The following is a 25772-nucleotide window of genomic DNA, read 5'->3' on the forward strand; positions in this document are numbered from 1 at the left end:
CCGCTGTCAGGTGTTGCCCTGAACGGGCATTTTTTCCGGCGGCGGGTCGGTGTGTTCGCGCAGGGCCGTCTCGAGTTCGAGCAGCGCCTGCACAATGGCCTGCCGGGCGGCTTCGAGCCGCGGTATCGGCGCCTCCTCCTGGCAGAGCTGTTCCAGGGTTTCGCAGTGCTTTACCAGCTCGCCGGCCTGGGCGATCCGCGCCGCGCCCTTGATCTTGTGAGCCATGTCGATCAGCGCAAGCAGGTCACCGCTGACCGGCACGCCGCGCAGCTCCTCGCGATCCGCCTGGCAACTGCTCAACAGCTCGTTGAGCAAACGGCGCATCAGCAGCGGTTCGCCTCCGGTCAGGGCGTGCAGGCTGTCGAGGCTGAAAGCGGCCGGGCGCGGGCGCGGCGTGACGTCGGCGAGCTTCTGGTTGAGGGTGGTCAGGCTGATGGGCTTGAACAGGCAGTCGTCCATGCCGGCTTCTTTGCAGCGGGCGCGTTCCTCGGGCTGGGCGTTGGCGGTGAAGCCGAACACCGTGCAGGGCGCCAGATCATGGCTGGCTTCATGTTCACGTAGGCGCCGGGTCATCTCGTAGCCGTTCAGGACCGGCATGTTACAGTCGACGATCACCAGGTCGAAGTGCCCGTCTTTCCACGTCTGCAAGCCGCTTGCGCCGTTCTGCGCGGTGCTGAAAGAGTGGCCGAGAAAGCCCAGTTGCTGGCACATCAACAAGCGGTTGGCCGGGTGATCGTCCACCACCAGGACATTCAAGGCTTGCAGCGCCGGGGCCAGTTCCGGTTCGCGCTGGGTGGCGCCTGGCATGGCTTCGAGGCTGTCCAGTTGCAGGGTTACCACCACGCGGGTGCCTTCACCGGGCACGCTGGACAAGGCCAGGGTGCCGCCCATCATTTCGCACAGGCTGCGGCAGATCACCAGGCCCAGGCCGGCGCCGCTGCGGGCCAGGTGGCCGGAGTTGTCGGCCTGGACGAAGGGTTCGAACAGCCGGGCCTGATCGGCGGCGCTGATGCCGATGCCACTGTCCTGGACGGTCAGGCTCATGTTCGTCCGCTGCGCGCCAGCGGCGGGCTGCATCAGCAGCGAGATGGTGACCTGGCCGTGCTCGGTGAACTTGATGGCATTGCTGATCAGGTTGGAGAGGATCTGCTTGAAGCGCAACGGATCGATCAGGATGTCGCCGATGCTCTGCCGTTCGGGCAACTGCACCACCAGGTCCAGCTGCTTTTGCCGGGCCAGGCCATCGAAGACCCTGACCACCGACTCCACCAGTTCGCTGAGGTTGACCCGTTCCGGGGACAGGCTCAGGCGTCCCGACTCGATGCGGGCGATATCGAGGATATCGCCGATCAGTTCCAGCAGGTCCTTGGCCGAGTTATAGGCGACTTCGATGGCGGGGCGATCCAGATGGCCCTGGTCGGCGCGCTTGAGGGTCAGTTCGAGCATGCCGATCACCGCGTTCATGGGCGTGCGGATTTCGTGGCTCATGGTCGCCAGGAAGGTGCTCTTGGCCCGGTTGGCGCTGTCGGCCTGATCCTTGGCCGCGCGCAACTCGTCGAACAGTTCGCGGCGTTCGCTGATATCGATCCAGCCGCCGATGATGCCTTGCACTTCGCCCAGGGAATTGCGGTAGGGCAGGATCCAGTGATAGATGGTCATCCGGCGGTCGCCGATATGCAGGGTGCGGTCGCAGATCTGCGCCGTGCCTTCGTCCATCACCCGCTGGTAGTCGGCCTGGTATTCCCGGGCCTCGAAGGCGTTGCCCTGGTAGGCGTCCATGACCCGCTTGCCGATCACATCCTCGAGCTTGCTCGAGAAGGCTTGCAGGTAGCTGTCGTTGCAGGTCTGCAACAGGCCTTCGCGATCGCGCACATAGATCGGGTGCGGCGTGCCGTTGACCAGCGCGCGCATGAATTCGAACTGGTCGCTCAGGGCGCGTTCGGCCAGTTGCCGTTGGCGGATCTGCCGGCGCATATAGGCGTTCCAGCCAAGGGAAAGCAACAGCAGCGCGCCAGCGCCCATGACGATCTGCAGAATCAGCCGATGGTAGTTGCGCCAGTAGCTGTCCGACGCCGGGGTGTAGCCGCGCCAGCGATTATTGATGATGCCCAGTTCGTCCGGAGCGATGCTCAGCAGCGCCTTGTCGAGAATCGAGCTCAGCTCCGTGGCGCCGCGGGCAGTGGCCAGGGCGAAGATCGCCTGCTGGGTGCCGATGGTTGCGCTGATCTGCAATTTGTCGTCGAAGGTCTGCGAGGCGATCAGGTAGTTGGCAATCACCAGCGCGCTGACCGCGCCGTCCGCCTGGCCCTGGGCGAGCAGTTCGACTGCCTTGAGGCTGTCATCGGTTTCAATCAGCTTGATTTGCGGGAAGTCCCGATGCAGATAGTCGATCAGCGGGTTGCCACGAATAACCGCCAGGCGCCGGCCTTGCATCTGATCGAGGTTATTGACGCCGTCGCGGCCTTTGGCTGTCAGCAGCACGAACGAGTTTTCCATGTAGGGCCGGCTGAAATGCAGGATATTCTCGCGCTCATTGGTCGGGCTGACGGCGGCGATGATGTCGGCCTGATGGTTTTGCACTCGATTGATCATGTCCTCCAGGCTGCGCGAGCGTTGTACTTCGAAGCGCAGGCCGGTGCGCAGGCGGATCAGCTCCAGCAGGTCGGCGGTGACCCCGCGAAAGCTGTTGTCGGCGTCGAAGAAGGTGATGGGCGCCAGAGCTTCGTTGACCACCACGCGGACCACCGGGTGCTCCTTGAGCCAGCGCTCTTCACGCGCGGTCAGTTGCAGCTTGTGGTCGGTCAGCAGGATGTCGCTGCCGGCGCTCCAGCGGCGGGCGATATTCTCGCGCTCGCTGGTGGGGATCGCCTTCAGGGCCGCGTTGACGGCGCCGAGCAGGACGGCATTGTCGCCGCGTACGGCAAAGCTGAAGCCGTAGGCCTCGTGTTTGCCGAAGTTGGCCATCTTCACATTGCGCAAATAGCCCTTGTTGATCAGGTAGTGGGTCGAGATGGTGTCGCCGAGGAACACATCGGCCTGGTCGAACGCCACGGCGTTGAGCGCATTCAGGTAGGAGGGGTAGAACTGCAGCGTGGCGTTGGGATAAAGGCTCTTGATCTCGTCCAGCGGCAGGTAGTGGTAGACCATGCTCAGGCGCATCCCCGCCAGGCCATCGTTCAGGGCGCGGGTTTCGTCTTCCCGGGTGACCAGTACCGGCTGGTCGATGGCGTAGGGGGTCGAGAGGGCGATGTTCTTGTTCACCGCCTCGAAGCCGTTGGCGCTGCCGAGCAGGTCGATCCGGCCCTGTTCGAGGGCGCTGATGGCGGCCTCCCGGGTAGCAAAGCTCTGCACCTTGACGGACAAGCCCAGGGCCCGACCCAGGATGCCGGCGTAGTCGGCGGTGATGCCTTCGTAGTCTCGCCCGCTGACGGTCATGTCGAAGGGTGGGTAGTCCGGGGCGGAGGTGCCGAGCAGCAGTTCACGCTTGTCCTGGACCCAGCGCCGCTGTTCCTTGTCCAGCGCGACCTCCATGTGGCTGGTGCTCGAGCGGCTGAGTAATGAGAAGTGGGTGACACTGGGGGTCTCTGCAAGCGCTGACAGGCACAGGCACAAGCCTGTGATCACCATCAGATAGTCCTTTATGCGCGTGGGCATTGGTTTTCTCACACTACCGCGTTGCGTTTGGCCATCTCGATAAGCTCTACCAAGGATTTGGCTTTGAGTTTTTGCATGAGTCTTTTCTTGTAGGTACTGACGGTCTTGTTACTGAGAAACATACCCTTGGCGATTTCCTTGTTGGTTCGCCCCTGGGCAAATAATTGCAGGACCATCAGTTCCCGGTCGTTCACCAGTTTGAAGAGTTCGATCTCCGGATTTTCCGGTCCTTCTTTTCGCGCACCAATCAACGCCTGGCTCGGGAAGTAATTGTAGCCGGACAGTACCGCCTTGATCGCGCTCAGGAGTTCGCTCAAGTCTTCGGCCTTGCAGACATAACCCGAGGCGCCGGACTGCATGCAGCGCATCGCGAACAGATTGGGGGTCTGCGCCGTCAGGACCAGGGTCTTAAGTGGCGAATTCATGGCATTGAAACGGGCCAGCACCTCCAGGCCGTCCAGTTTGGGGATACTGATATCCAGGATCACCAGGTCCGGCATGCATTCGCGGACCATTTGCATCGCGTCGACACCGTTATCGGTTTCCCCAACTATTTCATAACAATCCTCCTGTTCCAACAATATCCTGATGGCCAGGCGGACAACGGGGTGGTCGTCGACGATAAAAACCGAGTTCATAATAAAGTCCCATACGAGCTGCTTGGAAAGCGCGAACCTTAGCTCAGTTGGACAAGCGGGCGCATGAAGGGAAGACCCTACAGAGGTAGTATAGGAATATTCCTACTTTAAATAGGGTTTCGACTTACGGATAGAGCCAGTTTGAAACGGAAGAGCTATTCAGTATTGAAATGGGCGGTTATACGGAATGGCTAATTAGTTATAAGTTCTTATGATATTTTGGGAAATGTCCTACTTGTACGTAGGCGTGTTTTGGCGGCGATAACTCGGGATGGAACCGGGGATTGGCGAGTAGGGATCAAGACGGCGCGTTGGGGTGAGGCTCGGCGCAGGGCGCGGGCTCGGTGGGGGCGTCGGCCTCCTGCGCGTGTCGCTCCAGGCTCAGCGCATTCTGCAGGGCGAGACCGTTCAGTGGCTTGCTCAGGCAGCCGAGCAGCGGCAGCCGTCGCTCCAGTGCGAGGGCGCTGAGGGCATCGAGTTCCTCATTGCTGAGACTGCTGAGCAGGATCGCCTGCTTGATCATGCCGCTGCGGCAGGCGGTTTCGATCAGGTCCAGCCCCAGCGCGTCGGGCAGGCACTGGTCGCACAGCATCAGGTCGAACGGTGTGTGTGCCGAATCCAGGGCACGCAAGGCTTCCCGGGCGTTGAGCGTCGGTGTCAGGGCATGGAAGCCATAGCTGTTGAGCAGGCTCTGGGTGGCGGCCAGTTGAAAGGGGTGATCCTCTACCAGCAACACGCGTAAGTTGTGTTTGGGCATGGTGTTTTCCGGGCGACCTGTCGACTCGAGACAAGGCTACATAGGTAGGCGCTGTGTAGGAAAATATGCCTGGAATCGGGCGCTTGTTGAATGGCAGGTCAGCTTGAGTTTGGGCGGCAGACATAAGAGGAAAGCAATTATTTCAGTGGGCCGAAGCCATGATCAATCAGTTGATTCTCTCGCCTGTGTAGGCTTTGTCCCGCTAAGCGGCCCGCCCTGATCAGGGGCGGGCGCCATGGGCTTAAACCGGGCTGGAGCGCCCGGTCATTTCCCGGGCCATTTCACTGGCATAGCTGTCGGTCATGCCGGCGATGAAGTCGATCACCCGCAGGAACGAGCTGTGCAGCGGCCACTCGGGCTGTGGCGCGCTGTTGCCGAGCAGGTCGAGGATGCGCCGATGCTTGAACGATGGCGTGCGCCCGCCGTGTTGTTCCAGGGCCGCGCCGCAGAAGGCGTTCAAAAGGATTTCCAGGGTGGTGTAGGCGCCGATCTCATGGAGCGTTTTGCGCTTGTCCTGGAAGATTTTCTTGCGCGCGATGTCCTTGGCGTTGAGCACGCAGCGTTTGGCCGGTCCGTGCATGTGTTCCACCAGATCCCCCGACAGCGTTCCGGCCAGCAGGGCATCCTGCTGCTCGACGAAGGCCCGGGCTGCGGCGTTGGTCAGGTGTTCGATGGCCTTGCCGCGCAGGATCGCCAGCTTGCGCCGCCGGGAGTCCTGCGGCCCGAGTTGCCGGTAGGTTTCCGGCAGGTCGTCGCCGACCAGGCCGAGCAACAGGGACTCGACCTCGGGATAGTCGAGCAGCTCCATTTCCAGGCCGTCTTCCAGGTCGATCAGGGCATAGCAGATATCGTCGGCGGCCTCCATCAGGTAGACCAGCGGGTGGCGCGCCCAGCGTTGCTCCTCCAACTGCGGCAGGCCGAGCTTGTGGGCGATCTGTTCGAGGATCGGCAGTTCGCTCTGGTAGCAGCCGAACTTGTGCTTCTTGTAACCCAGGGAATCGGCGTGCCGCGCTGTCCATGGGTACTTGAGATAAGTGCCGAGGGTGGCGTAGGTCAGTCGGGTGCCGCCTTCGAACTGGTGATACTCCAGCTGGGTCAGCACCCGGAAACCCTGGGCGTTGCCTTCGAAATTGAGGAAGTCATTGCCTTCGGCCACGCTCATGCCGTCCAGCCAGCCGCGTCCGGCGGCCTGTTGGAACCAGTGACGAATGGCGTCCTCGCCGGAGTGACCGAACGGTGGGTTACCGATGTCATGGGCCAGACAGGCCGATTGCACGACCATGCCCAGGTCGCTTGGCTCGCACCAGTCCGGCAGCGCGTCGCGCAGGGTTTCCCCGACGCGCATGCCCAGGGAGCGACCGACGCAACTGACTTCCAGCGAATGGGTCAGGCGGGTATGGATATGGTCGTTGCTGGTCACCGGGTGGACCTGGGTCTTGCGCCCCAGGCGCCGGAAGGCGCCGGAGAAAATGATGCGGTCGTGGTCTTTGTGGAAAGGGCTGCGGCCCAGTTCTTCAGGGCTGTGCAGCGATTTTCCGAGGCGTTCGCGGGTAAGCAGGGTGTGCCAATCCAAGGCGGGGCTCTCCGTCGGTGACTGATGCCCCAGCTTCCCGTTTAGCGGCCCGGCCTGCAAGCAAAACCCTGCAAGTAAATTTATAAGTCGGCGGCATCGATATCGATCAGCAGCAGCCGTTGGCCGTTATCGAAGAATTGCCCGGCGGTCAGGCAATACTGGTTGCTGGTGGCGTCGCGATAGGTGCTGGAGAGGATCAGCCGGCGTTCGTCCCAACCTTCGGCCAGCAAGTGATAGAAATAGGGCCGCCAGGACCAGTTGTGGCCCAGGTAGCTGCTGTCGGCCTGCCAGGCGTTGTTGCGCCACTCCAGATTGGGGGTGAGCTGGGTGCCGTGGCGATCGCACTGGTAGAAGCGCAGCAGCCAGGGGTAGCCGTCGGGCCGTGGCAACTGACTGAGCGGCGCCTGGCCCTGGGCCCAGCTCTGCAGCGTGGTCATCAGTCCGCCCAATTGCTGGCGCAGGTTCATCAGGCGCGCGCGTTCGGCCAGCTTCTGTTGCACATAGCGCTCGCGCAGTTCGGCGAAGCGGGCGACAAAGGCGTCGGTGGCAAAGAAATCCAGCTCGGCCTTGGCGAACAGATAGCCCTGCACGTAGCGCGAGCCGCATTCCAGGGCGAAATTCAGCTCGGCCTCGGTCTCCACGCCTTCGGCGATGATCCAACAGCCGGTTTTTTCTGCCATTTGCGCCAGGGCCTTGACCACTTCGCTGCTGGGGCCACCGCGGGCCGCGGCCTGGAACAGGCGCATGTCGAGCTTGAGAATGTCCGGCTGCAAGGCCAGTACCCGGTCGAGCTGGGAATAACCGGCCCCGAAATCGTCGATGGCAATGCGCGCGCCGGCTTCTCGATAGCGCTTGACCACTTCCGCCAGGCGCAGGCTGTTGCCCCCCAGTTCGGTGATTTCGAAGACGATGCGCTGTGGATCGATGTCGTATTGCGCCAGTTGCTTGAGGCTCGGCAAGGCTTGGCCGTTGCTCAGGCGGCTGATCCAGCGCGGCGACATGTTCAGGCTCAGGAACCAGTCCCGGGGCGCTTCATGCAGCCGGCTCAGGGCGTTGTCACGGATCTGTCGGTCCAGGCGGCGCAGCGCGGCCGAAGGCGTACGCGGATCGGCGAACAGCGGTCCCACGGAGGTCAGTTGCCCGTTGGTCTGGCGCAGGCGGCCGAGGGCCTCGACACCGGCGATACGGCCTGTGGCGGTATCGATGAACGGCTGAAAGCAGGCGAGCGGTTGCCCGTCGATCACGGTGCCTCCTTGGGCTGGGTCTTATAGGTCTGGCTGCGGCGGGCAAGGCAGATTGAACGCGAGCCCGAGGGTTCGCGCTCAACCCGATGACTACTGCAAGAATGCAGCCAGCTTCTCTGGCGTCAGGGTTTGGACGCGGTGCCGCGCAGCGCCAGCCGAATCAGCGGCAACAGGCTGGCACCCAGGCGCGCCCAGCGCGACAGACTGTCCACGCCGCCGCCCTTGGCACCCCGGCCGCTCATGAAACCGAGCAGCGTGACGATACCAATTCCCCACAGCGGGGCATGCTTGAGACCCAGGTTGGCCTGCCAGTTCTGGCCCAGGCCACGCAGGCGTTGCAAGGGTTGCAGCAGTTCCCGCGACTCATGGCGGATTTCCTGGCGATGCATTTCCATGCGCAGGCGGATCAGCGCCTTGCGCATATCACGCCGGGTGTGGATGTGGCTAAGGTCGGGCAGGCTCATGGCAGCAGTCGCTCGCGGTCGTTGGCCAACTCTTCAAGGGTGGCGTGGAAGGGCGACGACTCATCGCAGATCGCCGCTTTCAGGCGCAGGGCGCAGAACAGCCCGGCCAGGCTGTAAAACACGCACAGGCCGATGATCCCGGCCAGGCGCCAGCTGTCCCAGAGCAGGATCAGCACCAGCGCCGACAACCCCACCAGCAACAACAGGCCGAACACCAGGGTCATCCCGGCGAACAGCAACAGGCTGAGGGTACGGGCTTTCTGCTCCTGGAGCTCGATGCCGAACAATTCCACATGGCTGTGCAACAGGCCAAGGAAAGCCGCCCCCAGGCGGCGGGTCGAGTCGCCGCTGCCGCTCGATTCATCCCCCGCCATATCAGCGCCGCGTCGCCAGCAGGCCGACGATAAAGCCGATACCGGCGGCAATCCCGATGGACTGCCAGGGTTTGGCCTGGACGTAGGCTTCGGTCGCGTCGACCGCCGCCTGGCTACGATCGCGCAGCGAAGCTTCGGTCAGTTGCAGGGTTTCGCGGGCCTTGATCAGGCTTTCCTGAATCTGCGCGCGCAACTCATCGGCCTGGTCGCCGGCCAGGCTGGCGGTGTGTTCGAGCAGGCGTTCGGTGTCGCTGACCAGGGCCTGGAAATCCGCCATCAGTATTTCTTGAGCCGTCTGTGTCGTTTTGTGAGCCATTAGATGTTCTCCGTGAAAAAGCGTCCGAGAAAAGTCTGTGCAGGTTTCGAGTGCGGGCCTTGGTTGAAGGTTCACTGCGATTGGCTGGTACAGCTTTTGCTTTGTGCTGGTGCGTTGTGCCAGGTGTGTGCGCTGTATTTGGGCGTCCTAGAGGCCTGGCCTGCGAAAACCATACCTCAAATAATCAAAAAACGCGGAAAAAACCCAAGGGTTCCTCGCGCTTCGTGTTTCGCCCTGCGCCAAAGCGGTTCGCTCCTGGCTCGGGTTGGCGCCAATCTGGTGCGAAATGCGCGGCGATTGAACTGCTTTGGTGCTTTTCCCTGACTTCAGGTCTGCCGTCTCCATGGAAAACTTGCAAAGCGCTGTGGACACTCTGGTCCATGGTTCCAACACCCTGTTCATTCTGCTCGGTGCGGTCATGGTTCTGGCCATGCACGCCGGTTTCGCCTTTCTCGAGGTCGGCACCGTTCGGCAAAAAAACCAAGTCAACGCCTTGTCGAAAATCCTCAGTGACTTCGCGATTTCGACCCTGGCCTATTTCTTTATAGGCTACTGGGTTTCCTACGGTGTCAGCTTTTTGCAGCCAGCGGCGCAAATCAGTGGCGACCACGGTTATGGCCTGGTGAAGTTCTTCTTCCTGCTGACCTTCGCGGCGGCGATTCCGGCGATCATTTCCGGCGGGATTGCCGAGCGGGCGCGGTTTGCCCCGCAGCTGTGCGCCACCTCGCTGATCGTCGCCTTCGTCTACCCGTTTTTCGAAGGCCTGGTCTGGAACGGCAACTTTGGCCTACAGGCGTGGCTGCTGGCCCGCTTTGGCGCCAGCTTTCATGACTTCGCCGGCTCCGTGGTGGTGCACGCCATGGGCGGCTGGCTGGCGCTGGCGGCGGTGCTGTTGTTGGGGCCGCGCCAGGGACGTTATCGCGAGGGGCGGCTGGTGGCGTTCGCGCCGTCGAGTATTCCCTTCCTGGCCCTGGGCTCGTGGATCCTGATCGTCGGCTGGTTCGGCTTCAATGTCATGAGCGCGCAGACCCTGCAAGGGGTGAGCGGACTGGTGGCGGTCAATTCATTGATGGCCATGGTCGGCGGCACGGTGGCGGCGCTGATTATCGGGCGTAACGACCCAGGCTTCCTGCACAACGGTCCGCTGGCCGGGCTGGTGGCGATCTGTGCCGGTTCCGACCTGATGCACCCGGTGGGGGCGCTGGTCACCGGTGTGGTGGCGGGCGGCTTGTTTGTCTGGTGTTTTATCGCGGCGCAGAGCCAGTGGAAGATCGACGATGTGCTCGGCGTCTGGCCGTTGCACGGCCTGTGCGGGGTCTGGGGCGGGATTGCCTGCGGGATCTTCGGCCAGCAGGCGTTGGGTGGCCTGGGTGGGGTCAGCCTGGTCAGTCAGTTGATCGGTACCGCGCTGGGGGTGGTGGTGGCGCTGATCGGCGGCTTTGCCGTGTATGGTGCGATCAAGGCGCTGCATGGCTTGCGGCTGAGCCAGGAAGAGGAGTACTACGGTGCCGATCTTTCGATTCACAAGATCGGCGCGGTGAGTCAGGACTAGTCCGCCTCGTTTCGCTATGCTCAACCCCCAGTTGGGGGAGCGTGCGGCCAGGCCCCGGTCGAACGGAGAGGTCCATGGAGCGTCTGTATTCACTGCAGGGCTTGAGAGGCGCCGCGGTGCCGGAGCGGGCGACCCGCTACTGCCAGCGCCGATTTCGCCCGGAGGCCTCGGGCAAGCGCTACGATACGGCCTGAGTGGCCCAGCATGGCTCGACGGCCTCACGGCCCGGGCCTAAAATAGGTTTTTCTCTGATAGCGGACCTTGCCTCATGCCTCCTGAATGCCAGCTGTTCGGCACCTTGGGTTGTCATCTCTGTGAACTCGCCGAGGCGCAGTTGATGCCTTTGGTCGAACACGGCCTGTTGCTGGAGCTGGTGGATATCGCCGACAGCGAGACCCTGTTCGATGCCTATGGCCTGCGTATTCCGGTGTTGCGTCGGGTGGACAGCGGAGCCGAGTTGGACTGGCCCTTCGATGTCGAGCAGGTCGTGGCCTTTCTGCGCTGAACCGCCTTGACCTTTTCCGTCAGGCCCCTGTTGGCGGCGTGCTTGACGGCCCTTCTGTTTCATCAAATTACCTGCGGTTGCGCTGGAAAAACGACTGTGCTTACGTCGCTGCATGACGTTTGAGGCAGCACGTTCCAGTGGTGCAAGGGAGGAAATGAAATGAAAGGGAGGTCGATTCTGCTGGTCAACCAACTGGGCGGTCGCAAGTTCCTGGCCACCGTGGTGGTTGGCGTAAGCACCGCGATGTTGACCTGGTATGGAAAGATCGATGGTGGGACCTACGCCATGGTGATCCTTGGCACGGTGGGCTCGTTCATCGGCGGCAACGTCTATGGAAAAGTCCATCCCAGGGAATCATGAAGGCTGCCGGCCGGCGGCAATCGGTTGGCGGGTCATCAAAAAATCAGTTACTGTATGTTTATACAGTTTTCGTTCCGGTGTTGGGACAGGATGCCCACCCTGACGTGCGCACCCGGGAACGGAATCCAGAGAGATAAAGAGGGTTAAAGCATGCTCAATGTCGAACAATTGAAATCCAGCGTGAATCGCATGTCCGCCGATGTGGTGCGTGAAGCGGTACTGGAGTTGCGCCTGGATGGGCTGGTCACGGAAGGCAAGACACCTTTCAACAAGCTGCACTTCAATACCTGTTTCGCGGAAATCGAAGCCTTGTTCCAGCGGGCGGGCTATCACCGGCAACTGGATGTGGTGGGCTACCAGGGCTTGTTGTACGCGCTCTACGATCCGGGGCGCTGGGAGGCGGTGGATGTGCTGCGCTGGCTGAAGGACTACACCGAGGCGGCCGGGGCAAAGCTGCTGGGAAGCAAGATCGCCTCGGGCTGAGGCGTGCCACTGGCCACCGGGGCGTGGATCGGGTTGCCGCGAGCCTAGGTTCTGCCGGGGTCTTGCGGGATAATGCCGGCTTGCCCAGCCGTTCGAGTCCTGTCATGTCCGTCTTGCCCTTCAATGCCGCCGAGCACCAGGCCAGCACCTTGTACCTGCCACCCGGGTCGTGGACCACGGTGCTGGACTGCCTGTGCGAACACTTCAAGGCGATCAGCCGCGAGCAATGGCTCGACCGCATTGCCCGTGGTCGGGTACTGGACGCCGGAGGGGCGGCGATCAGCGCGCAGTTGCCTTATCGCGAAGGTTTGCGCATTCATTACTTTCGCGAGGTGCCGAACGAGACGCCAATTCCGCTGAACGAGACGATTCTCTACGCCGATGAGCATCTGGTGGTGGCGGACAAGCCGCATTTCCTGCCGGTGACGCCGGCCGGCGAATATGTCGAGCAGACCTTGTTACGGCGCCTGATCCGCCGTCTGGACAACCCGAATCTGGTGCCGCTGCACCGGATCGACCGGCACACCGCGGGCCTGGTGCTGTTCTCGGCCAATCCGGAAAGTCGCTCGGCCTATCAGAGGTTGTTTCCGACACGGCAGATTGAAAAACGCTACGAGGCAATCGCCCGGGCCTTGCCGAACCTGTCGTTCCCGTTGGTGCATAAAAGCCGCCTGGTGGAAGGCGAACCGTTTTTCCGCATGCGCGAAGGAGCCGGCACCAGCAATACCGAAACCGCTGTCGAAGTCGCCGAGAAAAATGCCGAGCTGTGGCGCTATGCGCTGTATCCGGTCACGGGCAAGAAGCACCAGTTGCGGGTGCATATGGCGGCCCTTGGCGCGGGTATCTGCAATGATCCGTTTTATCCACAGGTGCTCAAGGATGCCGTGGATGATTACGCCAACCCGCTCAAGCTGCTGGCCCAGGGCCTGCGCTTCATTGATCCGATCAGCGGTCAGGAGCGGCGCTTCGAGAGCGAGATTGTCCTGCACTGGTGATGTCGGCGGCCGTCAATGGCAGGCTTGGCCCTGGGCCGCGCTCACCGCTGCCCGCAAGCCCAGCAGGTAACTGTCGACGCCGAAACCGCAGATCTGCCCGCGCGCCACTTCGGCCAGCACCGAAGGCTGGTGCAAGGGTTCGTTGCGATGGATATTGGCCATGTACAACTCGATCACCGGTACCGACAAGTGCGCCAGGGCGTCGCGAATGTCGTAGCTGCTGTGGGCCCAGGCACCGGCATTGATCAGCACCGCGTCCACCTGTTCGCGGGCGCCCTGGCGGATGCGAATGCACATCGCCCCCTCGCAGTTGGTCTGGAAACTGGTGACATCCACGTCCAGCTCCCTGGCCAGCGTTCGCAGGCGGGCGTCGATCTGTTCCAGGGTGACATCTGCATGGCGGATCGGCTCGCGCTTGCCGAACAGGTGGTGATTGAGGCCGTGCAGCATGAGGACTTTCATGATTCAGCTACCGGAAAGGGTCAATGAGCCCGGGTGGGGTATTTCCATAGAATAGGCCGTACCCGGGGGTTATGCCTGCATGCTGTCGCTGTCGGGAAAAACGACAGAGCCCGCGCAAGGCGGGCTCTGTGTTGGATGTGTCGGAGAGCTTACAGCTCCTTGACGGTACGCACCTGGTCCTTGTTGATGCGGGTCTTTTTACCGTCCAGTTGCTTGAACTCGTAGAACCCTGAGTCCTCGTCGTATTTCGGAGTGTCCACCGCCTGGATTTCACGCCCGTCATTCAAAGTGATCACCGTTGGCGACGAACAACCGGCAAGGGCGGCGAGGGCGGTTGTCAGCAGGAGTGCGGCAAGAGTCCGTTGCGTCATGGTACTTCTCCGGAAAGGGTGTTTTTTGAGGATAGCGTTGATTGATGCCAGAACTGATGGATTACAACGCTCATTGTAGTTTCTGACGGATACGGGCTCAGCAAGTTCCTTGCGAGGAGCCATTCGCCGAGTGATTCGCGGGTTGCAGCAGTTCCGGGGTGTTCAGATTGGCCAATCGGGGATCATCCGGCGGACACTGCAGGGCCTGGGCCTGCAGTTGCAGCATGATCTTGCGCGGGCTGCGCTCGCCCAGGGCCCAGGCGCTTTCGAAGGCTGCGGCCAATGCGCAGGGGATCACGCACAACAGCGGTTCCCAGTGTTCGCCTTGGCGCAGCATCAGCGGCCGGTTCGGATCGCCGCGCACGGCATCGAGCATGGCCGTGAGCAGCGCCGCGTCGATCCGCGGCACATCGCAGGGCAGCACCAGCAGATGCCCATGGCGGGCCACCGCGAGGCCTGCGCGAATGCCGGCCAGGGGGCCGGGAAAATCGTCGCTGTCGTCGCTTACCAGCCGGTCGGCGTAGGCCGCGTAACGCTCCGGGTTGCGGTTGCAGGAAATGATCAGGTCATCGCTGAACGGGCGTGCCACGGCGTGCAGATGGGCGATCAGCGGTTGTCCGCGCCAGTCCAGCAGGCCTTTGTCCTGGCCGCCCATGCGCTGGCCGCGACCGCCGGCCAGGAGCAGAATGGAAAGGTCGTTCACGGGCATGGGCAATCTCGACAGCGGCGATGAAAAGGGAGGCTGTGATATAACACCAGGCTGTTCTTCCTTCAACTGGACCGAGCCTATGAAAGCCAAGGCCGATACACCTTTCGTACCGCTGAACATCGCGGTTTTGACCGTCAGTGACACCCGTACCTTCGACACCGACACCTCGGGGCAGCTCTACGTCGACCGCCTGACCGCCGCCGGGCATCGCCTCGCCGAGCGGGTATTGCTCAAGGACGACCTCTATCGGATTCGCGCGCAGGTCGCCAGCTGGATTGCCGAAGACCTGGTCCAGGTCGTGCTGATCACCGGCGGTACCGGTTTTACCGGGCGCGACAGCACCCCGGAAGCTGTCGCCTGCCTGCTGGACAAGCAGGTCGATGGCTTTGGCGAACTGTTCCGGCAGATCTCCGTGGCGGACATCGGCACCTCCACCGTGCAGTCCCGGGCGCTCGCCGGCCTGGCCAACGGTACTTTGGTCTGCTGCCTGCCGGGTTCGACCAATGCGGTGCGCACTGGCTGGGACGGGATCCTCGCCGAGCAGTTGGACGCACGCCATCGTCCGTGCAACTTCGTCCCTCATCTGAAACAGGCGGCGCCTTGTGAATCCCGTGGGTAAGCCGGGCAAGCTCGGTGCGTTGATGTCGGTGGAAGTTGCCCTGGCCCGTCTGCTGGCGCTGGCCGAGGCTGCGCCGATCCGTGAGTCGCAGCGCCTGCCGTTGGCGCAAGCCGACGGCCGGGTGTTGGCCGAAGACCTGGTCTCCAGCCTCGACCTGCCGCCCTGGCCCAACAGCGCCATGGACGGTTATGCCCTGCGCCTGGCCGATTGGCACGGCGAGCCGCTGCCGGTTAGCCAGCGGATCTTTGCCGGACAAGCCCCCGAGCCGTTGAAGCCGGGGACTTGCGCGCGAATCTTTACCGGCGCCCCGGTGCCGGCGGGGGCCGACTGCGTGGAAATGCAGGAAAACGCCGAGGTGTTCGCCGATGGGCGGGTACGCTTTATCGAAGCGCTGGCGGTCGGACAGAATATCCGCCCCCAGGGCCAGGAAACCACGGTGGGGGAAGTGGTGCTGACCGCCGGAACCCGCTTGGGGCCGATCGAGCAGGGCCTGGCGGCATCCCTGGGCTGTGCCGAACTGAAGGTGCTGCGACGGGTACGGGTGGCTGTGCTGTCCACCGGCGACGAATTGGTTGAACCGGGCCAGCCGCTGGGGCCGGGACAGATCTACAACAGCAACCGTGTGTTGCTGTGCAGCTGGCTGGCGCGCCAGGGGTGTGAGGTGCTGGATGCCGGGATCCTGCCGGATGATCTGGAGGCGACCCGCCAGCGTCTGACGCAGTTGGACGATGTCGACCTGATCCTGTCCACGGGCGGGGTGTCGGTGGGCGAAGCCGATTTCCTCGGGATTGCCTTGCGTGAGGCGGGCGAACTGGAGCTGTGGAAGCTGGCGATCAAGCCGGGCAAGCCCCTGACCTTCGGGCATTTTCGCGGAGTGCCGGTAATCGGCCTGCCGGGCAATCCGGCCTCGACCCTGGTTACTTTTGCCCTCCTGGCCCGTCCCTATCTGTTACGCCGGCAAGGCGTGCGGGAGGTTCAGCCGTTGCAGTTCAAGGTGCCGGCCGGTTTTGTCTGGCCCAAACCGGGTAATCGCCGCGAATATCTGCGCGGGCGCCTGGAGAACGGCAGGGCGACGATCTACCGCAACCAGAGCTCCGGCGTGCTGCGCAGCGCGGCCTGGGCCGAGGGCTTGGTCGAGGTGTTGGAGGAGAGCACCCTGGTGGAAGGCGACTGGGTGAACTTTATTCCGTTGAGTGAAGTGCTGGGCTAGCTGACGGTATTTCACCAGGAAACACCGTACCTGTAGGCGCCAGCTTGCTGGCGATGGCGATTTTCCAGGCGACAACGATGTCGGCAGTCAGATCGCATCGCCAGCAAGCTGGCTCCTACAGGGATCGCGTTTCTCTACAGCGTTCGAATCAGCCCTCCAGCGATCCACCCGCCAGTGCACAGAGCTGAATCGGATCGAGGATATGCACTTCCTTGCCTTCGGCGGCGATCAACTCGTTGCTCTGAAAGCGGGTAAAGACCCGCGAGACGGTTTCCACCGCCAGCCCCAGGTAGTTGCCGATCTCGTTGCGCGACATGCTCAGGCGGAACTGGTTGGCCGAGAACCCCCGAGCGCGGAAACGCGCCGAGAGGTTGACCAGGAAAGTGGCGATGCGCTCGTCGGCGGTCTTTTTCGACAGCAGCAACATCATTTGCTGGTCGTCGCGAATTTCCCGGCTCATCACCCGCATCAACTGCCGGCGCAGTTGCGGCAGTTGCAGGGCCAGTTCGTCGAGGCGCTCGAAGGGGATCTCACAGACCGAGGTGGTTTCCAGCGCCTGGGCTGAGACCGGATAGGTCTCGGTGTCCATGCCCGACAGCCCGACCAGTTCGCTCGGCAGGTGAAAGCCGGTGATCTGCTCTTCGCCGCCGTCGCTCAGGCTGAAGGTCTTCAGCGCCCCGGAACGCACGGCGTAGACCGAGCCGAAGGTGTCGCCCTGGCGGAACAGGAACTCGCCTTTCTTCAGTGGTCGGCCACGCTTGACGATTTCGTCCAGCGCGTCCATGTCCTCGAGGTTCAGCGAAAGTGGCAGGCAAAGAGGGGCCAGGCTGCAATCCTTGCAATGGGCCTGACTATGGGCGCGCAATTTCACGGGGTCGGACATTTCTTAAATCCTTGTGGGAAAACACACATAAGACGTAAGGGTAACCCAGCAAGGGGCGCTCAGGCCAGCCTGCGCCAAAATAGCGCACCCGTGCAGGCGGGGCTGGCCGAAAACGGCTCGATCAGTCAAATCACCCGTGAGAACCGCTGGCGGTTCTGCTGATCCAGATAGGCATCGAAGACCATGCACACCGACCGGACCAGCAGGCGTCCCGCCGGCAGGACCGTGAGGCGTTCGCGGTCGAGTTCGATCAGGCCGTCCGCGGCCATCTCCGTCAGGCGTGGCCAGAGCGCGGCGAAGTAACCGCCGAAGTCGATATTGAACTGGCGCTCGATATCGGCGAACTCCAGGCTGAGGTTACAGATGATCTGCTGGATCACGGCCCGGCGCAGGCGGTCGTCGGCGTTGCACAACAGGCCCCGGCTGGTGGCCAGTTGCGCACTGGCGAGGGTGTTCTGGTACTGGTTCAGGTCACTGCTGTTCTGGCAGTAGAGATCGCCGATCTGGCTGATGGCCGAGACGCCCAGGCCGATCAGGTCGCAATGGCCGTGGGTGGTGTAGCCCTGGAAATTGCGTTGCAGGGTCGACTCTTCCTGGGCAATCGCCAGTTCGTCGTCGGGCAGGGCGAAGTGGTCCATGCCGATATAACGGTAGCCGGCGGCGGTGAGCTGCTCGATGGTGCGGTGGAGCATTTCCAGTTTGTCGGCCGGTGCTGGCAGTTCATTGCCGTTGATCCGCCGCTGCGGCATGAAGCGCTCGGGCAGGTGCGCATAGTTGAACACCGACAAACGGTCGGGTTGCAGGTTGATCACTTCGTCGACGGTTCGGGCGAAGTTATCCGGGGTCTGCTTGGGCAGGCCATAGATCAGGTCGACATTGATCGAGCGGAACTGCAGGGTTCGCGCCGCCTCGATGATCGCCCGGGTTTCTTCCAGGCTTTGCAGGCGGTTGACCGCCCGCTGTACGTTCGGGTCGAGGTCCTGCAGGCCGACACTGACCCGGTTGAAGCCCAGCTCGCGCAGTAGGCCCATGGTCGACCAGTCGGCTTCCCGCGGATCGATTTCGATGCCGTAGTCGCCGGAGTCGTCGTCCAACAGGTTGAAGTGCTCGCGCAGGCAGGTCATCAGTTGCCGCAGTTCGTCATGACTGAGAAAAGTCGGGGTGCCACCGCCCAGGTGCAGTTGCTCGACCTTCTGCGCCGGATTCAGGTGGCAGGCGACCAGCTGGATTTCCTGTTCCAGGCGCTGCAGGTAGGGCTGGGAGCGGCCGCGGTCCTTGGTGATGACCTTGTTGCAGGCGCAGTAGTAGCAGATGTTCGCGCAGAACGGCACGTGCACGTACAGCGACAGCGGCCGCAGGGCCTTGCGGCTGTCGCGCAGGGCATGGAGCAGGTCGAAGGTGCCGACCTGGCTGTTGAATTGTACGGCCGTGGGATAGGAGGTGTAGCGCGGTCCCGCGAGGTCGTAGCGGTGGATCAGATCTGAATCCCAACGGATGGCGTCGAGCATGCGGGCATTCCCCCGGATTGGCTGCAATATCCCGAGTCTAGGGGGAGGGCCGAGGGGGCATCTTGATTTGCGTCAACGGGGGTATGAGGCTGATGCACATGCTCTCCTACAGGAGAGCGTGTGCGTTCAGGGCGGATCAGTGCCCCATCAACCAATGCTGGTGCGGGCCAGGCAAGGTCCACAGGCCGAACAGGATCACCAGCAGGCCACCGCCCATGCGCACGCTGCGTTTGCGCAGCACGGCGGTGACCCGCTCCGCCGCCAGCCCGGTGGCCAGCAGCACTGGCCAGGTGCCCAGGCCGAAGGCCAGCATCAACAGTGCGCTGTCGAGGGCATTGCCCTGGCTCGCCGCCCAGAGCAGGGTGCTGTAGACCAACCCGCACGGCAGCCAGCCCCAGAGCGCGCCCAGCAGCAAGGCGCGGGGCAGGCTCGACACCGGCAGCAGGCGGTTGGCCAGCGGCTGGATATGTCGCCACAGACCGCGCCCGAGGCTTTCGATGCGGGTCAGGCCGCTCCACCAGCCGGCCAGGTACAGGCCCATGCTGATCAACAGCAGTCCGGCGATTACCCGCAGGAACAACGCCGCCGGGCTGCTGGCCACGGCCCAGCCGGCCAGGCCGATCAGCAGGCCGGCAGCGGCATAGCTGAGAATCCGCCCCAGGTTGTAGGCCAACAGCAGGCGAAAGCGCCGACTGCGCTGTTCCGGCGGAATCGCCAGGGTCAGGGCGCCCATCAGGCCGCCGCACATGCCCAGGCAATGACCACCGCCGAGCAGGCCGAGAATCACCGCTGAAACCAGCAGGGGCGCCAGTTCAAGCACGGGGAGGCGCCTTGTCGTGCTTGTCCTTGGCGGGCTGGGTCTCTTCGACGGCGGCGGTGTGCTTCGGGTCCTGGTCGTCGAACAGGATGCTGTGCGCCGGGCCTTCGAGGTCGTCGTACTGGCCGCTGTCCACGGCCCAGAAGAAGATATAGACGGCGATGGCCACGATCAGCAGCGCGGCGGGGATCATGATGTACAGAGCTGGCATGGGAACTCCATGTCCGCGCGGCTCAGGCCGGCAGCGGGCGGGTATCTGGCGTGGTCGTGAGCGTCGGCGCGCCGGGCAGGCGCGTCAGGCGCAAGGCATTGAGCACCACGGTCAGCGAGCTGATGGACATGCCGATCGCGGCCCACACCGGGGTGATCCAGCCGAGGGCGGCGAACGGCAACATCAGGCCATTGTACAGGCTGGCCCAGATCAGGTTCTCGATGATGATCCGCCGGGTCCGCCGGGCGAGGTTGATGGCTTGCACCAGGGCGCCCAGGCGATTGGACAGCAGCACCGCGTCGGCGCTGGTCTTGGCCAGGTCGGTGGCCGAGCCCATGGCCACGCTGATATCGGCGGCGGCCAGGACCGGGACGTCATTCACGCCGTCACCGAGCATCAGCACCTTGTGCCCCTGGCGATGCAAGTCCCGCAGCACCTGCAACTTGTCGTCCGGGCGCAGGCCGCCACGGGCCTCGTCGATGCCCAGTTCGGCGGCGACGCTGGCGACCATTGGCGAGCTGTCACCGGACAGCAGCAGCGTGCGCCAGCCCCGCGCCCGGCAGGCTGCCAGCAAGGCCGGGGCGTCGTCACGCAGGCGGTCGTCGAGGACAAACCAGGCCAGTGGCCCGCGAGTATCGCCCAGCAGCAGCCATTGTCCGGCTTCGTCTGGCGTCGGCGGTAGGGGAAACGCGCCGAGTTCGCAGACAAACGCCGCCTGACCGATGCGCAGCAACTGTTCACCGACCCGGCCTTCAAGGCCCAGTCCGGGTGTGCCATGCACCTCTTCGGCGGCTTGCGGGGCCCGGCCGAAGGCGCGGGCAATCGGGTGTTCGGAACGGTTTTCCAGGGCGGCGGCGAGGCTCAGACAGCGCTCGCTGTCCAGCTCGCGCAGCGGGCGGATCGAGCGCAGGGTCAGGCGGCCTTCGGTGAGGGTGCCGGTCTTGTCGAAAATCACCGTATCGACCTGGTTCAGGCCTTCGAGCACATGGCCGCGGGTCAGCAGCAGGCCGAGTTTGTGCAGGGTGCCGGTGGCGGCGGTCAGGGCGGTGGGGGTGGCCAGCGACAGTGCGCAGGGGCAGGTAGCGACCAGCATCGCCAGCACGATCCAGAAGGCCCGGGTCGGATCCAGTTGCCACCAGACCAGGCCAATGACCGCCGCGGCGATCAACGAGAACAGCAGGAACCACTGCGCGGCGCGGTCGGCGATCTGCGCCAGGCGCGGCTTTTCGCTCTGGGCGCGGTCTAGCAGGCGGACGATGGCGGACAGACGGGTGTCCTGGCCGAGAGCCAGGACCTCGACGGTCAACGCGCTCTCGACGTTCAGGGTGCCGGCAGTGACCGTATCCCCGGCGGTGCGCGGCTGTGGCAGGTACTCGCCGGTCAGCAGGGATTCGTCGATGCTCGACTGGCCTTCGACAATCCGCCCGTCGGCCGGCAGCACGGCGCCAGGATGCACCAGCACCCGCTCACCCAGGCGCAGCTCACTGAGCAGGATGCGTTCGCTCTGGCCGTCGGCTCCCAGGCGCAGGCAGGACGCCGGCAGCAGGTTGACCAGTTGCGCGGTGGCCGCGGCGGTGCGTTCACGGGCGCGGCGCTCCAGGTAGCGACCGGCCAGCAGGAACAGGGCGAACATGCCCACGGCATCGAAGTAGAGTTCGCCGACCCCGCTGATCGCGGTCCAGATTCCGGCGCAGTAGGCGCTGCCGATGGCCAGCGAGACCGAGACATCCATGGTCAGGTGGCGGGTGCGCAGGTCGCGAAAGGCGCCGCGAAAGAACGGCGCACAGCTATAGAATACAATGGGCGTGGTCAGGAACAACGCCACCCAGCGCAGAATGGTGTGCAGTTCCGGGCTGAGGTCGATATTGAATTCCGGCCAGGTCGCCATGGTCGCCATCATTGCCTGGAACCACAGCAGGCCAGCCAGGCCCAGTTGGCGCAGGGATTTGCGGTTTTCGCTGGCGAGCTGTTCGCTGGCCTGGTCGGCCTGATAGGGGTGTGCGGCATAGCCGATATGACGCAGTTCGCCGAGGATCTGGCTCAACGGCAGTTGGCGGTCTGCCCAGCGTACTTGCAGGCGGTGATTGGACAGGTTCAGCCGCGCCTCGGCCATGGCGGGCAGGCCGAGCAGGTGTTTCTCGATCAGCCAGCCGCAGGCGGCGCAACTGATGCCTTCCATCAGCAGGGTGGCTTCGGCGAGCTCGCCGTCGTGGCGGACGAAAGGTTGCTGCACATCGGCGCGATCGTACAGCGCCAGTTCGTCCCGTAATTGCACCGGCAGGCTCTCGGGGTTGGCCGAGGTTTCACTGCGATGGCTGTAATAGTGTTCCAGGCCGCCGGCGACAATCGCCTGGGCCACCGCCTGGCAACCCGGGCAGCAGAACTCGCGGGGCTCGCCCAGCACGACAGCGGTGAAGCGACTGCCGGAGGGGACGGGCAGGGCGCAGTGGTAGCAGGGTATGGGGGTTGTCATAGGCGCCATTGGTCACTGTAGGAGCCGGCTTGCTGGCGATAGCGGTTTACCTGGCGATAGAGATATCGACTGTGAGATCGCCATCGCCAGCAAGCCGGCTCCTACAGAAGCGGATCGTATTTATTTGCTCAGGTCTTCGGCGCCTTGCAGCGGTTCGTCGCCCAGCTTCAGGTCCTTGTCCTGGCTGATCTGCTCTTCTTCGAACAGACGCCAGGTCTTGTCGCCTTCGACCCCCAGCAACTCGACGAAGCGCCGGCCTTCGATCTTGTCGGCCAGTTGCCCGATATAGCGCCCCGGTTCGCTGGCGCTGCGGTTCAGGGTGACCTTGCGGTCCTTCTCCGGCTGGGTTGGCGAGATCAGGTTCAGCTCGACGCTGGCCGGCTGGCTGTTGCCCCGCAGGCGCAAGTCGACTTCGCCGGTGACTTCATCCAGATGCACACTGGCATGCAGCTTCAGGCTCTGGGCCAGCAGTTCGCGGTCCAGGGAGCGGTTGATGCCCTTGCCAGCCTCGTAGTAGTTGTCGTTGACCAGGTTGTCCGGGTTCTTCACCGCAATGGTCACCATCGACAGGGTCAGGGTCACCGAGCAGGCCATGATCCCGATCAGGATCCAGGGCCAGAGGTGCTTGTACCAAGGGCTTGCGGCAGTGGCTGCGGGCATCGTGTCTTTCCTTAACGGATTTGCGGGCCGATGAATCGGCTCTTGGCTTCAATATGAACGCTGTCGTTATCGGCGTCGCGCAAGGTGAATTTCACCTCGTTGGTACTCGACGGCAGTTGCTCGGGGGCGCTGGACAGCTCCATCGGCATACTGAAAATCTCGCCGGCGGCCACGTGGATTTCGCGCTTGCCCTGCAGTTTCAGGTCGGGCAAGCCGCTGGCGTCGAGGACATAGGTGTGGTCGCGCTGATCCTTGTTCATGATCTTCAGGCTGTAGACGTTTTCGATCCGCCCCTGGGCATTCTCGCGGTACAGCACCCGGTCCTTGCTGACGTCGAAGCCCACCAGTGGGCGCATGAAGAACGCCGCCACCAACAGGCCGATCATGGTCAGCAGGACCAGCGCATAACCGATCAGGCGTGGCCGCAGCTTATGGGTTTTCTGTCCGGAAAGGTTGTGTTCGGTGGTGTAGCTGATCAGCCCGCGCGGGTACTGCATCTTGTCCATGATGCTGTCGCAGGCGTCGATGCAGGCGGCGCAACCGATGCACTCGATCTGCAGGCCGTCGCGGATGTCGATGCCGGTGGGGCAGACCTGCACGCACATCGTGCAGTCGATGCAGTCGCCCAGGCCCTGGGCCTTGTAGTCGGCGCCTTTCTTGCGCGGGCCACGGTCTTCGCCCCGGCGCGGGTCGTAGGAGACGATCAGGGTGTCCTTGTCGAACATCACGCTCTGGAAGCGCGCATAGGGGCACATGTAGATGCACACCTGCTCGCGCAGCCAGCCGGCGTTGCCGTAGGTGGCGAGGGTGAAGAAACCGACCCAGAAATACGACCAGCCATCGGCCTCGCCGGTGAAGAAGCTGATCATCAGTTCGCGAATCGGCGAGAAGTAGCCAACAAAGGTCATGCCGGTGACAAAGCCGATCAGCAGCCACAGGCTGTGCTTGGCGAGTTTGCGCAGGAATTTATTCGCGCCCATGGGCGCCTTGTCGAGCTTGATGCGTTGGTTGCGGTCGCCTTCGGTGACCTTCTCGCACCACATGAAGATCCAGGTCCAGACGCTTTGCGGGCAGGTATAGCCGCACCAGACCCGCCCGGCATAGACGGTGATGAAGAACAGGCCGAAGGCGGCGATGATCAACAGGCCCGAGAGCAGGATAAAGTCCTGGGGCCAGAAGGTCGCGCCGAAGATGAAGAACTTGCGCTCGGGCAGGTTCCACCACACCGCCTGGTGACCGCCCCAGTCCAGCCACACAGTACCGAAGTACAGCAGGAACAAGGCGGCACCACCGGCCATGCGCAGGTTGCGGAACAGGCCAGTGAAGGCTCGGGTGTAGATTTTCTCTCGCGACGCGTAGAGGTCGACGGTTGCGTTGGCGGGTTTGGCAGGTGGCGTGACGTCGTGTAGCGGAATCTGGTTGCTCATCATTGCGTCCCACGGCAGGGGGAAATGCCTCGGTCAGTACGTGCCGACCGCGATCAGAAAGAGTAGTGCAGTGGCTCAATGATACGCCGGTCCCTGTGCTCCAAGGGTGCGACCTTTGGTCGCGTTGGGTCAGCGCTCAGTATGGTGTAGTGGATGTAACAAAGCATGATCCAGGTCAATTGACTATAGATGATTGATCGTGGACGGGGGCGGATTGGCGCAGGCTATGGCGAGCTCCGATTACCCGGTCGGCGGGGTGTTTACGGTGTGCTGAACACCGGCCGCGGGTAATCAAAACGGCCCCGCCAGTTGTGCTGGCGGGGCCGTCTGTTGTTGCTCAAACGCACTTATTCAGCGGGCTTGTTGTCACCTTGGGACAGGCTGTAGACATAGGCGGCGAGCAAGTGAACCTTGTCGTTGCCCTGCAACTGGGCCTGGGCCGGCATCTGCCCCTGGCGACCATAACGGATGGTCTGTTGCAGCTGCGCGAAGCTCGAACCGTAGATGAAGGCCGCCGGGTGCGTCAGGTTCGGCGCACCCATGGCCGGGGTGCCCTTGCCTTCAGGACCGTGGCAAGCCACGCAGTTGGTGGCGAAGAGTTTCTGCCCCGCCACCGGGTCGGCCTTGGCGCCTTCCGGCAGCTTGCGGCCGTCGAGGTTGGTCAGCACGAACGAGGCGACATCGGCCACGCCTTGCTCACCAATGACCTCGGCCCAGGCCGGCATCACCGCATGGCGACCGCCCATGATGGTGGTCTTGATGGTTTCCGGCTCGCCGCCCCAGCGCCAGTCTTCGTCGGTCAGGTTGGGGAAGCCATAGGCGCCCTTGGCGTCGGAACCGTGGCACACCGAGCAGTTGGAGGCGAACAGGCGCGCGCCCATCTTCAGCGCTTGCGGGTCCTTGGCCACGTCCTCGATGGGCATGGCCGCGTACTTGGCGAAGATCGGCCCGAACTTGGCATCCGAGCGGGCCATTTCCTTTTCCCACTCGTGTACGCCGGTCCAGCCGTTCTGGCCGTTGGCGAAGGGGGTCTGCTTATCGTTGTCGAGGTAATTGTAACCCGGCAGCAGGCCTTTCCAATTGCCCAGGCCCGGGTACAGGGCCAGATAGCCGAGGGCAAAGACGATGGTGCCGACGAACAGCATGAACCACCATTTGGGCAGCGGGTTATCATACTCCTCGATACCGTCGAAGGAGTGGCCAACCGTCTCGTCGGTCTGCTCGGCGCGCTGGCCCTTGCGGGTGGACAGCAGCAACCAGGTCAGGGCGAAGATGGTACCCAGGCTGAGGACTGTGACGTACAGACTCCAGAACGTAGTCATTCTTTGTTACTCCTAGACGCTTTTTCGACCTGCTTGATGGCTTCGGGGTCATCCGCGAAAGGCAGCAAGGTCGCGTCCTCGAATTCCGACTTGCGCCGCGGGCTGAACACCCACAGCGCCAGGCCGATAAAGGCCACCATCACCACCAGGGTGCCCAGGCCACGAATCATCCCGATATCCATCCA

The 25772-nt window shown here is 63.1% G+C and carries 27 protein-coding genes; 7 read left to right on the forward strand and 20 right to left on the reverse strand.

Going from position 1 to position 25772, the window contains the following annotated elements; genetic code table 11:
* Positions 1 to 6 precede the first annotated feature (6 nt).
* The 8 genes from AC07T0_RS13065 to AC07T0_RS13100 form a co-directional block, all read right to left on the reverse strand.
* On the reverse strand, positions 7 to 3654 hold the full coding sequence (locus AC07T0_RS13065) for a transporter substrate-binding domain-containing protein (RefSeq protein ID WP_495001564.1): 3648 nt from the start codon (positions 3652 to 3654) through the stop codon (positions 7 to 9).
* A gap of 8 nt (positions 3655 to 3662) precedes the next feature.
* Positions 3663 to 4292 (reverse strand): response regulator transcription factor, encoded by a 630-nt coding sequence (locus AC07T0_RS13070; RefSeq protein WP_040064687.1) that lies wholly within the window; start codon positions 4290 to 4292, stop codon positions 3663 to 3665.
* A 298-nt stretch (positions 4293 to 4590) separates the two neighbouring features.
* Positions 4591 to 5049 carry a response regulator gene (locus AC07T0_RS13075; protein WP_495001565.1) on the reverse strand — a complete coding sequence of 153 codons (459 nt, stop codon included), beginning with the start codon at positions 5047 to 5049 and terminating at the stop codon, positions 4591 to 4593.
* 241 nt (positions 5050 to 5290) lie between these two features.
* A complete protein-coding gene (locus AC07T0_RS13080) occupies positions 5291 to 6622 on the reverse strand; it encodes a deoxyguanosinetriphosphate triphosphohydrolase (RefSeq protein WP_495001566.1) in 1332 nt (443 codons plus the stop codon).
* A gap of 80 nt (positions 6623 to 6702) precedes the next feature.
* Complete coding sequence (locus tag AC07T0_RS13085) at positions 6703 to 7866, reverse strand: EAL domain-containing protein (RefSeq protein ID WP_495001567.1); 1164 nt, start codon at positions 7864 to 7866, stop codon at positions 6703 to 6705.
* Between the two features lie 122 nt (positions 7867 to 7988).
* Positions 7989 to 8330: a hypothetical protein gene (locus tag AC07T0_RS13090; protein ID WP_495001568.1), complete on the reverse strand. Its 342-nt coding sequence runs from the start codon at positions 8328 to 8330 to the stop codon at positions 7989 to 7991.
* Complete coding sequence (locus tag AC07T0_RS13095; RefSeq protein WP_495001569.1) at positions 8327 to 8704, reverse strand: phage holin family protein; 378 nt, start codon at positions 8702 to 8704, stop codon at positions 8327 to 8329. The genes AC07T0_RS13090 and AC07T0_RS13095 overlap by 4 nt, the downstream gene beginning before the upstream one ends.
* Before the next feature lies 1 nt (position 8705).
* Positions 8706 to 9020 (reverse strand): ElaB/YgaM/YqjD family protein, encoded by a 315-nt coding sequence (locus AC07T0_RS13100; protein WP_495001570.1) that lies wholly within the window; start codon positions 9018 to 9020, stop codon positions 8706 to 8708.
* 343 nt (positions 9021 to 9363) lie between these two features.
* Here AC07T0_RS13100 and AC07T0_RS13105 point away from each other — a divergent pair, with 343 nt between their 5' ends.
* The 5 genes from AC07T0_RS13105 to AC07T0_RS13125 all read left to right on the forward strand — a co-directional run bounded on the left by AC07T0_RS13105 (position 9364) and on the right by AC07T0_RS13125 (position 12915).
* On the forward strand, positions 9364 to 10572 hold the full coding sequence (locus AC07T0_RS13105; RefSeq protein WP_495001571.1) for an ammonium transporter: 1209 nt from the start codon (positions 9364 to 9366) through the stop codon (positions 10570 to 10572).
* 268 nt (positions 10573 to 10840) lie between these two features.
* Positions 10841 to 11077, forward strand: coding sequence for a glutaredoxin family protein (locus tag AC07T0_RS13110; RefSeq protein ID WP_495001572.1), 237 nt, complete (start codon positions 10841 to 10843; stop codon positions 11075 to 11077).
* Between the two features lie 159 nt (positions 11078 to 11236).
* Positions 11237 to 11437 carry a hypothetical protein gene (locus tag AC07T0_RS13115; protein ID WP_191486553.1) on the forward strand — a complete coding sequence of 67 codons (201 nt, stop codon included), beginning with the start codon at positions 11237 to 11239 and terminating at the stop codon, positions 11435 to 11437.
* Between the two features lie 150 nt (positions 11438 to 11587).
* Positions 11588 to 11920, forward strand: coding sequence for a transcriptional regulator (locus tag AC07T0_RS13120; protein ID WP_100940592.1), 333 nt, complete (start codon positions 11588 to 11590; stop codon positions 11918 to 11920).
* Positions 11921 to 12024: 104 nt separating this feature from the next.
* Positions 12025 to 12915 (forward strand): pseudouridine synthase, encoded by an 891-nt coding sequence (locus AC07T0_RS13125; protein WP_495001573.1) that lies wholly within the window; start codon positions 12025 to 12027, stop codon positions 12913 to 12915.
* Positions 12916 to 12927: 12 nt separating this feature from the next.
* On the opposite strand, the gene AC07T0_RS13130 is transcribed toward AC07T0_RS13125, so the two are convergent.
* From AC07T0_RS13130 to mobA, 3 genes are all read right to left on the reverse strand, one after another.
* Entirely contained in the window at positions 12928 to 13377 is a 450-nt protein-coding gene (locus AC07T0_RS13130; RefSeq protein ID WP_495001574.1) for a type II 3-dehydroquinate dehydratase, read from the reverse strand.
* 149 nt (positions 13378 to 13526) lie between these two features.
* Positions 13527 to 13748 (reverse strand): YgdI/YgdR family lipoprotein, encoded by a 222-nt coding sequence (locus tag AC07T0_RS13135; RefSeq protein ID WP_248796689.1) that lies wholly within the window; start codon positions 13746 to 13748, stop codon positions 13527 to 13529.
* Positions 13749 to 13845: 97 nt separating this feature from the next.
* Positions 13846 to 14457, reverse strand: coding sequence for a molybdenum cofactor guanylyltransferase MobA (gene mobA, locus AC07T0_RS13140; protein WP_495001575.1), 612 nt, complete (start codon positions 14455 to 14457; stop codon positions 13846 to 13848).
* 79 nt (positions 14458 to 14536) lie between these two features.
* Here mobA and moaB point away from each other — a divergent pair, with 79 nt between their 5' ends.
* Positions 14537 to 15076: a molybdenum cofactor biosynthesis protein B gene (gene moaB, locus AC07T0_RS13145; protein WP_495001576.1), complete on the forward strand. Its 540-nt coding sequence runs from the start codon at positions 14537 to 14539 to the stop codon at positions 15074 to 15076.
* Positions 15077 to 15098: 22 nt separating this feature from the next.
* On the forward strand, positions 15099 to 16286 hold the full coding sequence (locus AC07T0_RS13150; RefSeq protein ID WP_495001610.1) for a molybdopterin molybdotransferase MoeA: 1188 nt from the start codon (positions 15099 to 15101) through the stop codon (positions 16284 to 16286).
* Between the two features lie 148 nt (positions 16287 to 16434).
* Here AC07T0_RS13150 and fnr read toward each other — a convergent pair whose 3' ends face one another.
* From fnr to AC07T0_RS13195, 9 genes are all read right to left on the reverse strand, one after another.
* On the reverse strand, positions 16435 to 17169 hold the full coding sequence (gene fnr, locus AC07T0_RS13155) for a fumarate/nitrate reduction transcriptional regulator Fnr (protein ID WP_495001577.1): 735 nt from the start codon (positions 17167 to 17169) through the stop codon (positions 16435 to 16437).
* 125 nt (positions 17170 to 17294) lie between these two features.
* Positions 17295 to 18677, reverse strand: coding sequence for an oxygen-independent coproporphyrinogen III oxidase (gene hemN / locus AC07T0_RS13160; protein WP_495001578.1), 1383 nt, complete (start codon positions 18675 to 18677; stop codon positions 17295 to 17297).
* Positions 18678 to 18813: 136 nt separating this feature from the next.
* Positions 18814 to 19497, reverse strand: coding sequence for a sulfite exporter TauE/SafE family protein (locus AC07T0_RS13165; RefSeq protein WP_495001579.1), 684 nt, complete (start codon positions 19495 to 19497; stop codon positions 18814 to 18816).
* Positions 19490 to 19705 (reverse strand): cbb3-type cytochrome oxidase assembly protein CcoS, encoded by a 216-nt coding sequence (gene ccoS, locus AC07T0_RS13170; RefSeq protein WP_495001580.1) that lies wholly within the window; start codon positions 19703 to 19705, stop codon positions 19490 to 19492. Before ccoS ends, AC07T0_RS13165 begins: the two co-directional genes overlap by 8 nt.
* Before the next feature lie 22 nt (positions 19706 to 19727).
* Positions 19728 to 22178, reverse strand: coding sequence for a heavy metal translocating P-type ATPase (locus AC07T0_RS13175; RefSeq protein WP_495001581.1), 2451 nt, complete (start codon positions 22176 to 22178; stop codon positions 19728 to 19730).
* A 120-nt stretch (positions 22179 to 22298) separates the two neighbouring features.
* Positions 22299 to 22838: a FixH family protein gene (locus AC07T0_RS13180; protein ID WP_495001582.1), complete on the reverse strand. Its 540-nt coding sequence runs from the start codon at positions 22836 to 22838 to the stop codon at positions 22299 to 22301.
* 11 nt (positions 22839 to 22849) lie between these two features.
* Entirely contained in the window at positions 22850 to 24265 is a 1416-nt protein-coding gene (ccoG, locus tag AC07T0_RS13185) for a cytochrome c oxidase accessory protein CcoG (RefSeq protein ID WP_495001583.1), read from the reverse strand.
* Between the two features lie 347 nt (positions 24266 to 24612).
* Positions 24613 to 25587: a cytochrome-c oxidase, cbb3-type subunit III gene (gene ccoP / locus AC07T0_RS13190; RefSeq protein WP_495001584.1), complete on the reverse strand. Its 975-nt coding sequence runs from the start codon at positions 25585 to 25587 to the stop codon at positions 24613 to 24615.
* Positions 25584 to 25769, reverse strand: a complete 186-nt coding sequence (locus AC07T0_RS13195; RefSeq protein ID WP_100940961.1) for a cbb3-type cytochrome oxidase subunit 3 — start codon at positions 25767 to 25769, stop codon at positions 25584 to 25586. Before AC07T0_RS13195 ends, ccoP begins: the two co-directional genes overlap by 4 nt.
* Positions 25770 to 25772 lie beyond the last annotated feature (3 nt).

Source organism: Pseudomonas sp. GW821-FHT04D07 (assembly GCF_059420225.1).

Coding starts and splice junctions, on each gene's coding strand:
- AC07T0_RS13065 (WP_495001564.1), bottom strand. CDS start 3,654: ATGCCCACGCGCATAAAGGACTATCTGATGGTGATCACAGGCTTGTGC.
- AC07T0_RS13070 (WP_040064687.1), bottom strand. CDS start 4,292: ATGAACTCGGTTTTTATCGTCGACGACCACCCCGTTGTCCGCCTGGCC.
- AC07T0_RS13075 (WP_495001565.1), bottom strand. CDS start 5,049: ATGCCCAAACACAACTTACGCGTGTTGCTGGTAGAGGATCACCCCTTT.
- AC07T0_RS13090 (WP_495001568.1), bottom strand. CDS start 8,330: ATGAGCCTGCCCGACCTTAGCCACATCCACACCCGGCGTGATATGCGC.
- AC07T0_RS13095 (WP_495001569.1), bottom strand. CDS start 8,704: ATGGCGGGGGATGAATCGAGCGGCAGCGGCGACTCGACCCGCCGCCTG.
- AC07T0_RS13100 (WP_495001570.1), bottom strand. CDS start 9,020: ATGGCTCACAAAACGACACAGACGGCTCAAGAAATACTGATGGCGGAT.
- AC07T0_RS13105 (WP_495001571.1), top strand. CDS start 9,364: ATGGAAAACTTGCAAAGCGCTGTGGACACTCTGGTCCATGGTTCCAAC.
- AC07T0_RS13110 (WP_495001572.1), top strand. CDS start 10,841: ATGCCTCCTGAATGCCAGCTGTTCGGCACCTTGGGTTGTCATCTCTGT.
- AC07T0_RS13115 (WP_191486553.1), top strand. CDS start 11,237: ATGAAAGGGAGGTCGATTCTGCTGGTCAACCAACTGGGCGGTCGCAAG.
- AC07T0_RS13120 (WP_100940592.1), top strand. CDS start 11,588: ATGCTCAATGTCGAACAATTGAAATCCAGCGTGAATCGCATGTCCGCC.
- AC07T0_RS13125 (WP_495001573.1), top strand. CDS start 12,025: ATGTCCGTCTTGCCCTTCAATGCCGCCGAGCACCAGGCCAGCACCTTG.
- AC07T0_RS13130 (WP_495001574.1), bottom strand. CDS start 13,377: ATGAAAGTCCTCATGCTGCACGGCCTCAATCACCACCTGTTCGGCAAG.
- AC07T0_RS13135 (WP_248796689.1), bottom strand. CDS start 13,748: ATGACGCAACGGACTCTTGCCGCACTCCTGCTGACAACCGCCCTCGCC.
- mobA (WP_495001575.1), bottom strand. CDS start 14,457: ATGCCCGTGAACGACCTTTCCATTCTGCTCCTGGCCGGCGGTCGCGGC.
- moaB (WP_495001576.1), top strand. CDS start 14,537: ATGAAAGCCAAGGCCGATACACCTTTCGTACCGCTGAACATCGCGGTT.
- AC07T0_RS13150 (WP_495001610.1), top strand. CDS start 15,099: ATGTCGGTGGAAGTTGCCCTGGCCCGTCTGCTGGCGCTGGCCGAGGCT.
- fnr (WP_495001577.1), bottom strand. CDS start 17,169: ATGTCCGACCCCGTGAAATTGCGCGCCCATAGTCAGGCCCATTGCAAG.
- hemN (WP_495001578.1), bottom strand. CDS start 18,677: ATGCTCGACGCCATCCGTTGGGATTCAGATCTGATCCACCGCTACGAC.
- ccoS (WP_495001580.1), bottom strand. CDS start 19,705: ATGCCAGCTCTGTACATCATGATCCCCGCCGCGCTGCTGATCGTGGCC.
- AC07T0_RS13175 (WP_495001581.1), bottom strand. CDS start 22,178: ATGACAACCCCCATACCCTGCTACCACTGCGCCCTGCCCGTCCCCTCC.
- AC07T0_RS13180 (WP_495001582.1), bottom strand. CDS start 22,838: ATGCCCGCAGCCACTGCCGCAAGCCCTTGGTACAAGCACCTCTGGCCC.
- ccoG (WP_495001583.1), bottom strand. CDS start 24,265: ATGAGCAACCAGATTCCGCTACACGACGTCACGCCACCTGCCAAACCC.
- ccoP (WP_495001584.1), bottom strand. CDS start 25,587: ATGACTACGTTCTGGAGTCTGTACGTCACAGTCCTCAGCCTGGGTACC.
- AC07T0_RS13195 (WP_100940961.1), bottom strand. CDS start 25,769: ATGGATATCGGGATGATTCGTGGCCTGGGCACCCTGGTGGTGATGGTG.